The 1,624-nt window shown below is 47.7% G+C and carries 4 protein-coding genes; all 4 read left to right on the top strand.

Going from position 1 to position 1,624, the window contains the following annotated elements:
- Positions 1 to 114, top strand: a 114-nt coding sequence (locus tag A3729_RS30965) for a 7-cyano-7-deazaguanine synthase (protein ID WP_197475894.1), incomplete at its 5' end; no start/stop codon positions are given.
- A gap of 19 nt (positions 115 to 133) precedes the next feature.
- Entirely contained in the window at positions 134 to 961 is an 828-nt protein-coding gene (locus tag A3729_RS17160) for a symmetrical bis(5'-nucleosyl)-tetraphosphatase (protein ID WP_068512112.1), read from the top strand.
- On the top strand, positions 951 to 1,364 hold the full coding sequence (locus A3729_RS17155) for a DUF423 domain-containing protein (RefSeq protein ID WP_068512109.1): 414 nt from the start codon (positions 951 to 953) through the stop codon (positions 1,362 to 1,364). Before A3729_RS17160 ends, A3729_RS17155 begins: the two co-directional genes overlap by 11 nt.
- A gap of 37 nt (positions 1,365 to 1,401) precedes the next feature.
- Positions 1,402 to 1,602 carry a sulfur carrier protein ThiS gene (gene thiS, locus A3729_RS17150; RefSeq protein WP_068512106.1) on the top strand — a complete coding sequence of 67 codons (201 nt, stop codon included), beginning with the start codon at positions 1,402 to 1,404 and terminating at the stop codon, positions 1,600 to 1,602.
- Positions 1,603 to 1,624 lie beyond the last annotated feature (22 nt).

Genomic DNA, 1,624 nt, shown 5'->3' with positions numbered 1-1,624 from the left:
ACCTGGACATGCTATAACGGCAGAGAAAAGGCCTGTGGCAAATGCGGTGCTTGCCAAGAGCGACTCGAAGCGTTTTCAGAAAATAGCGCTGCCGATCCCCTTCCCTACGAATAATAACTAACAAGGAAAGCTTATGGCTCGTTATGCCATCGGTGACGTTCAGGGCTGCTATCAAGCACTCACCCGTCTACTCGACCAGATATCTTTTGACCAGAACCGTGACGAACTATGGTTCGCAGGAGACCTTGTAAATCGAGGCCCCGACTCGCTTGACTGTCTGCGCCTGATCAAAAGCCTGGGTAACCAAGGCGGACATCCTGCCAAGGTTATTCTTGGTAATCATGACCTTCACTTATTGGCTACCTACTATTTAAAGCGCCAGCCTAAAAGAAAAGACACCTTTGCTGAAATTTTTGCAGCAGATGACTGCCATGAATTGATGACCTGGTTACGCCATCAACCTCTAATGATATGGGATAAAGAGCAGAAGCTTGCAATGAGTCACGCCGGCATTCCTCATATATGGTCAACAGAGCAAGCCTATCGTTACAATCAAGAAGTTTCCAATGAGTTATGTCGCGGAGATTACGAAGCATTCTTTGACCTGATGTATGGCAATGAGCCCGCACTCTGGTCTGAGCACCACACGGGCATGATGCGCCTGCGTGCTATTACAAACTACTTTACCCGCATGCGCTTTGTTAAACAAAACGGTGCGCTCGACTTTGCCGTCAAAGAAACCCTCGACGATGCCCCCGATAACTATGTCCCCTGGTTCAGCCTGCCTCGGCCCGACAACACCATGCTAATATTCGGACACTGGGCGGCACTCTCGGGTAATACAGGGCTCACTGGCGCAAACAAAGACCAATTTCAAGCTATCGATACCGGCTGCGTCTGGGGTGGTTCACTTACTGCTTTAAACATCGATACTAAAGAAAGGTTCGCTTATGAAGCCTAATTCCCAGCTTATGATAGGCGCATTGCTATGCATGCTAGCAGTGATCTTGGGTGCTTTTGGCGCTCATGGCTTAAAAGCGATGATTAGCGAGCGCATGCTAGAAGTGTATCAAACGGGTGTTCATTATCAGATGTTTCACTCATGCGGGATTCTAGTGGTCGGGATATTGAGCCTGTTCAAGGAAGCTTCCCCTCTGCCACATTCGCAAAAGCTTTTAAACGCAAGTTATAGCTTCTTCCTGCTTGGCATCATAGTGTTTTGTGGTAGTCTCTATGGGCTTGCATTCAGTGAGGCATTTACTGGCGAAGCAGTCCGTCTCTTAGGGGCTATAACGCCTTTTGGAGGCCTGAGTTTTATTGCTGGTTGGCTGTGTCTTTTTCTAGCCTTTAGAAAAGCCAACTAGACCGCGTTATATAGATATACCCTGGTGGAAAACGACAATGATGATAAACCTGAATGGCGAACCCTATGAGCTAAGCACTTCACTCAAGCTGAGTGAACTGGCACAGCACCTGGATCTCGAGGGAAAACGCTACGCCATCGAAGTAAACGAAGAAATAATTTCCCGTAGTGAACACGATACCTACGAAGTAAAAGAAGGTGATAAGGTAGAAGTGGTCGTCGCAATTGGCGGTGGCTAGACATCTGAAGACCTTCTTTCAA

The sequence above is a fragment of the Oleiphilus sp. HI0043 genome, assembly GCF_001634935.1.
Note: the sequence above shows the minus strand (reverse complement) of the source record. Positions and strands in the feature narration are given on the sequence as shown.